4 protein-coding genes are annotated in these 6,052 nt (G+C 72.2%); 1 reads left to right on the plus strand and 3 read right to left on the minus strand.

The annotated features are described in order from the left end of the window. Window positions 1-40 precede the first annotated feature (40 nt). From AB0958_RS44335 to AB0958_RS44345, 3 genes are all read right to left on the minus strand, one after another. A complete protein-coding gene (locus AB0958_RS44335; protein ID WP_366896160.1) occupies window positions 41-2,056 on the minus strand; it encodes an NADPH-dependent 2,4-dienoyl-CoA reductase in 2,016 nt (671 codons plus the stop codon). Window positions 2,057-2,161: 105 nt separating this feature from the next. Continuing rightward, complete coding sequence (locus AB0958_RS44340; protein WP_366896162.1) at window positions 2,162-2,530, minus strand: hypothetical protein; 369 nt, start codon at window positions 2,528-2,530, stop codon at window positions 2,162-2,164. 121 nt (window positions 2,531-2,651) lie between these two features. After that, window positions 2,652-3,524: a hypothetical protein gene (locus AB0958_RS44345; RefSeq protein WP_366896163.1), complete on the minus strand. Its 873-nt coding sequence runs from the start codon at window positions 3,522-3,524 to the stop codon at window positions 2,652-2,654. Window positions 3,525-3,797: 273 nt separating this feature from the next. On the opposite strand from AB0958_RS44345, the gene AB0958_RS44350 reads away from it, so the two are divergent. After that, window positions 3,798-5,876: a SpoIIE family protein phosphatase gene (locus tag AB0958_RS44350; protein WP_366896164.1), complete on the plus strand. Its 2,079-nt coding sequence runs from the start codon at window positions 3,798-3,800 to the stop codon at window positions 5,874-5,876. Window positions 5,877-6,052 lie beyond the last annotated feature (176 nt).

Genomic DNA, 6,052 nt, shown 5'->3' on the forward strand with positions numbered 1-6,052 from the left:
GATGGATCTCCGACGCCGCGGAGATCCATCAGAAGGGGCCCTAGAGGGCGGCCGCCAGCTCGGTGCCCTGCTTGACGGCCCGCTTGGCGTCCAGTTCGGCGGCGACGTCGGCGCCGCCGATGAGGTGCGCCCGGACGCCCGCGGCGACCAGCTCCTCGTAGAGGTCGCGGCGCGGCTCCTGCCCGGTGCAGAGCACGACGGTGTCGACCTCCAGGACGGTGCGCTCCCCGGCCACGGTGACGTGCAGTCCGGCGTCGTCGATCAGGTCGTACTGCACACCCGGGACCATGGTGACGCCCCGGTGCCTGAGTTCGGTGCGGTGGATCCACCCGGTGGTCTTGCCGAGGCCCGCGCCGACCTTGTCGGCCTTGCGCTGGAACAGGTGGACGGTGCGCGGCGGCGCGGGGCGCTCGGGCACGGCGAGACCGCCGGGCTCCCGGTACTCCATGTCGACTCCCCAGAGCCTGAAATACGTCGCCGGGTCCTCGCTCGCCTTGTCGCCGCCGTCGGTCAGGTACTCGGCGACGTCGAAGCCGATGCCGCCGGCGCCGAGGATCGCGACCCGGTCGCCGACGGGGGCGCCGTCGCGCAGCACGTCGAGGTAGCCGACGACGCTGGGGTGGTCGACGCCGGGGATGTCGGGGGTGCGCGGGCGCACGCCGGTGGCGACCACGACCTCGTCGTAGCCGGTGACGTCCTCGGGTGCGACGGTGGTGTTCAGGCGTACGTCGACGCCGTGGGCGTCGAGCTGGTGGCGGAAGTAGCGCAGGGTCTCGTCGAACTCCTGCTTGCCCGGGACCTTGCGGGCCACGTTCAGCTGGCCGCCGATCTCCGCTGCCGCGTCGAACAGGGTGACCCGGTGGCCGCGTTCGGCGACGGAGACGGCGCAGGCGAGTCCCGCCGGGCCGGCCCCGACCACCGCGACCCGCTTCTTCGTCCGGGTGGGGGCGAGGACCAGTTCGGTCTCGTGGCAGGCGCGCGGGTTGACCAGGCAGGAGGTGATCTTCCCGCTGAAGGTGTGGTCCAGGCAAGCCTGGTTGCAGCCGATGCAGGTGTTGATCGCCTCCGGTGTGCCGGCGGCGGCCTTGGCGACGAAGTCGGGGTCGGCGAGCATCGGGCGGGCCACGGAGACCATGTCCGCGCAGCCCTCGGCGAGCAGTTCCTCGGCGACGTCCGGGGTGTTGATGCGGTTGGTGGTCACCAGCGGGACGGACACCTCGCCCATCAGCTTCCTGGTGACCCAGGTGTAGGCGCCGCGCGGCACGGAGGTGGCGATGGTGGGGATGCGGGCCTCGTGCCAGCCGATGCCGGTGTTGATGATGGTCGCGCCGGCCGCCTCGACGGCCCTGGCGAGGGTGATCACCTCGTCGAGGGAGGAGCCGCCGGGCACCAGGTCCAGCATCGAGAGCCGGTAGATGACGATGAAGTCGTCGCCGACCGCCTCGCGCACCCGGCGGACGATCTCGACGGGGAACCGCATCCGGTTCTCGTACGAGCCGCCCCAGCGGTCGGTGCGCCGGTTGGTCCGGGCGGCGATGAACTCGTTGATGAGGTAGCCCTCGGAGCCCATGATCTCGACGCCGTCGTAGCCGGCCCACCGGGCGAGGCGGGCGGCGCGGGCGTAGTCGTCGATGGTCCGCTCGACGTCCTCGTCGGTCAGCTCGCGGGGCGGGAAGGGGCTGATCGGCGCCTGAAGGGGACTGGGGGCGACCAGGCCCGGGTGGTAGGCGTAGCGGCCGAAGTGCAGGATCTGCATGGCGATCTTGCCGCCCTCGCGGTGCACGGCCTCGGTGACGGTGCGGTGCTGCTCGGCCTCCGCCTCGGTGGTGAGCCGGGCGCCGCCCTCGCCGGGGCGGCCCTCGTCGTTGGGGGCGATGCCGCCGGTGACGATCAGCCCCACTCCCCCGCGGGCCCGGGCCGCGTAGAACGCCGCCATCCGCTCGAAGCCGCGCTCGGCCTCCTCCAGGCCCACGTGCATGGAGCCCATGAGCACGCGGTTGGGCAGGGTGGTGAATCCCAGGTCGAGGGGTTCCAGCAGATGGGGGTAACGGCTCATCGGGCCCTCCGTGCGCGGTGTCGTCACCGTAGTTCTAGAGGACCGCGCACGGTTTATGCAACTAGTTGCACAAAGGCTCCGTGGTGACGTGTCTCAGATCACCGGTCACCTGCCTTCCAGCAGGACGTGCAGCTCCCGCTCCTGGTCGCCCGAGGCGGTGGAGAGGTCGCGCACCGTGAACAGGGAGTCGAGGGTGGCGCGGAGCCGGTCGATCGCCCAGTAGCCGCCCTGTGCGTCCGCCTCGACCGAGGCGGAGAGCCGGGGCGGCGGGGTGCACCCGTGGGCGTCGGTGACCTCGAACGTGCCGAGCCACACCATCGGGCGGCTCTCGTGCAGCTGCTGCGGCACGTCCTCGGCGTCCCGGTCGGACTCGAAGCACTGGCACAGCGCGTCGAAGACGATCCGGGCGTCCTCCTTGCTGCATCCGCTGATCTCGAGGGAGACGGCTTCCTCGTGCAGTCGCTCAGGGCCCATCGTGAACGCTCCTCTCATGGCAATGGCGCGGTGTCACGGGTTCCCCCGCGAACCGCGCCATGCCAACAGAAAAGCACCGATTTTCGGGGGCCGCACCACCCGAAGGCGTACCGCGGACGGGTCAGCCGCGCGTGAACTTGTACGTCTTGCTGTCCGTGAGGACGCAGAATCCGGGTGACATCACGATGACGCGCAGGATGCCGGAGCGCCGGTCGTAGTCGATGCCCTCGGCCTCGAAGGTCCCCGAGCAGGAGCTGCGCAGCGGGAGCTGGCGCAGCGCGGTGACGTGGCCGGTGACGTCCGAGGAGCCGGGCGCCGCGGAGAGGTCGATCCGCAGGAGCGGCTTGGTGTAGCCGAAGAGGCTGCCGTCCGGGTCGTCCGAGGAGCACAGCAGCGTGGTGGCGCCGGAGAAGTCACAGCCCTGGACGTCGCGTACGGCGTGGTCCAGGTTGACGACGGACGCCAGCGGGAGGTTCGCGGACGGCGAGGTGCCGCTGTTGGCGCCGGGCGTCGGGAAGACCAGGAAGCGGGTCATGGTGCCGTACTCGCCGGAGAGCATGTACCGGCTGTCGGGCGCGACGGCGTCCCACGAGTTGTTGAGGGCCTCGCCGGGGACGAGCGTGTGGACGTACTCCGACCAGGTGCCGTTCGGCGCCTGCACGCGGTACATCTTGGCGGTGCCGGAGTCCGCCTGGTACGGCTCGACGTAGTAGCCGTCGTAGGACTCGTCGGGGTCGCCGACGTGGTTCCAGCCACGGCTGGAGACACTGACGGGGATGGTTCCGATGCCGGTGTACCGGTTGGCGCTGCCGGCGGGGACCTCGACCGAGGTCAGGCCCTGGCTCTCGGTGAGCGGGTCGGCACGGTCGGAGCCGGTCTCCGTCCAGGTCTCGGCGGCGGAGGCCGGGGAGGCGGTGGCGAGGACCACGGTGGTGGCCAGGGCGACCAGGGCGGTCAGCCCTGCACGACAACGTTGCCGGATGGACGCGGGCATGGCGGCCTACTCCTCGGTACCAGGGGGCGGGGTTCCGTGCGCCGGCCAGTCTGGCGTGTACCTGACCAACGTGTACAGGCCGGTGACGGAACGGGAAGGTGAACGCGCTCCCGTGTCGCCCTCGCGGTCACCTCGCCGTGACGGCTACGGAATGTCGGGAGATGGTGGAAGAGTCGGTGGTGACGTCGGAGAGTCGGGTGTGAGCGCGACAGGACAAGGGGAGTCGGCACGGGGGCCGACGTGCCGTGCGAAGGTGCGAAGGCGGTGCGTGCGATGAGTCCAGCCGAAGCCCCGGCTGCCGGGGATGCGGAGTCGGCGCGCGGCCCCGTGCGGCCGGGCGGGCTGCTGGACGTCCTGGGCGTGGCCTCCGTGGTGCTGGACGCCACGGGCCGCATCGTGCTGTGGAGCCCGCAGGCGGAGGAGCTGTTCGGCTATCCGGCCGCCGAGGCGCTCGGGCAGTACGCGGCCCGCCTGATGGTGCACGAGCGTCACATCGAGCTGGTCGGCAAGCTGTTCGCCGAAGTGATGCGCACCGGGCAGAGCTGGGCCGGCGGCTTCCCCATCCGGCACAAGGACGGCACCACCCATGTGGTGGAGTTCCGCAACATGCGTCTCATGGACGACCACGGAGACGTCTTCGCGCTGGGGCTGGCCGCCGACCAGTCGACGGTGCGCCGGCTGGAGCAGGACGTCGCGCTGTCCGAACGGATCGTGAAGCAGTCGCCCATCGGGCTGGCCGTCCTCGACACGAACCTGCGGTTCGTGTCGGTCAACCCGGCGATGGAACGGATGAACGGCGTCCCGGCCGGGGACCACGTGGGGCGGACGATCCGCGAGGTGCTGCCCTCGCTGGACGCCGACGAGCTGGAGGCCGCCTACCTGCGGGTGCTGCGCACCGGCGACCCGGTCGTCGACGAACCGGCGGTGGGGCGCACCCCGGCCGACCCCGACGAGGAGCACATCTGGTCGGTCTCGGTCTACCGGCTGGACGACGCGCTGGGCAACGTGCTGGGTGTGGCGACGTCGGTGGTGGACATCACCCAGCCGTACCGGGCCGGGGTGGAGGCCGAGAACGCGCGCCGGCGGCTGGCCGTGATCGCGGACGCCTCGGCCCGTATCGGCACCACCCTGGACCTGGAGCGCACCGCCCGTGAACTGGCCGACGTGGCCGTGCCGGAGCTCGCCGACGTGGCGGCGGTGGATCTGCTGGACACGGTCGTCGAGGGCCGCCGCAGCACGCTCGGCCCCGCCGAGCCCGCGGTGCTCCGCTCGCTCGCCGTGCGCGCGGAGCGGGAGACCGTGGCGGTGCGGGCCACCGAGACGCCGGGCACCGTCGCCCGGTACGCGCCGGACCGGCTGATCACGGAGTGCGTACGGACCGGCGAGGCCGTCGTCGTGCCGCTGGTCGGGGACGAGGACCTGCCGCGGATCGCCCGCTCCGCCGAGGCGGCCGACCTGCTGCGCCGGGCCGGGGTGCACTCGTACCTGGCGGTGCCGCTGATCGCCCGGGGCGAGGTGCTCGGCGCCCTCGACCTGCGGCGGATCCGCAATCCGGCGCCCTTCGACGACGACGACCTGCTGCTGGCCCGGGAACTGGCGGCGCGGGCGGCGGTGCAGATCGACAACGCCCGCTGGTACCAGAACGCCCGCACCACCGCGCTGACCCTCCAGCGCAGCCTGCTGCCCACCCATCCCCGGGTCACCACCGGCCTGGAGGTCGCCTCCCGCTACCAGCCGGCGGGCGAGACCGTCGAGGTGGGCGGCGACTGGTTCGACGTGATCCCACTGGAGGGCGGCCGGACGGCGCTCGTGGTGGGGGACGTCATGGGCAGCGGCATCAACGCGGCCGCGACCATGGGCCGGCTGCGTACCGCCACCACCACCCTGGCCTCGCTCGGCCTGGATCCGGCGGTGCTCCTGGAGCACCTGGACAAGACCACCTCGGGCCTGGACCACTCCATCGCGACCTGCGTGTACGCCGTGCACGACCCGCGGCGGCGGCAGGCCCGCATCGCCAACGCCGGTCACCTGCCCCCCGCCCGGGTCCGCCCCGGCCGGCCACCGGAACTGCTGGACCTGCCCACCGGGGTCCCGCTGGGCGTGGGCGGGGTCCCCTTCGCCACCACCACCGTGGACTTCGAGCCCGGCGACGAGCTGGTGCTCTACACCGACGGTCTGGTGGAGACCCGCAGCCATGCGCTGGACGAACGGCTGGACGCGCTGCTGGCCCTGCTGGACGATCCCGGCCGCCCACTGGAGGAGGCCTGCGACCTGCTGCTGCGGGAGCTGCACCACCCGGACAACCACGACGACGTGGCGCTCCTCATCGCGCGGGCGCAGGAGCTGCCGTAGCGCCGGGGAGCACGCACCGGACCCGTCGGTGCGCGTCGGCGGTGCCGGGCGAGCCGGTGAACCTGTCCGGTCACAGCACTAGCTAGGGCCCTTCTGATGGATCTCCGTGGGAGAAGGAGCGGCGTTCGGTGCGTGCGATCGGCGTGCGGGGTGGCGGGTCATGTGGCGGAGCCACC

Source organism: Streptomyces sp. NPDC006655 (genome assembly GCF_040703965.1).
Classification (GTDB): domain Bacteria; phylum Actinomycetota; class Actinomycetes; order Streptomycetales; family Streptomycetaceae; genus Streptomyces.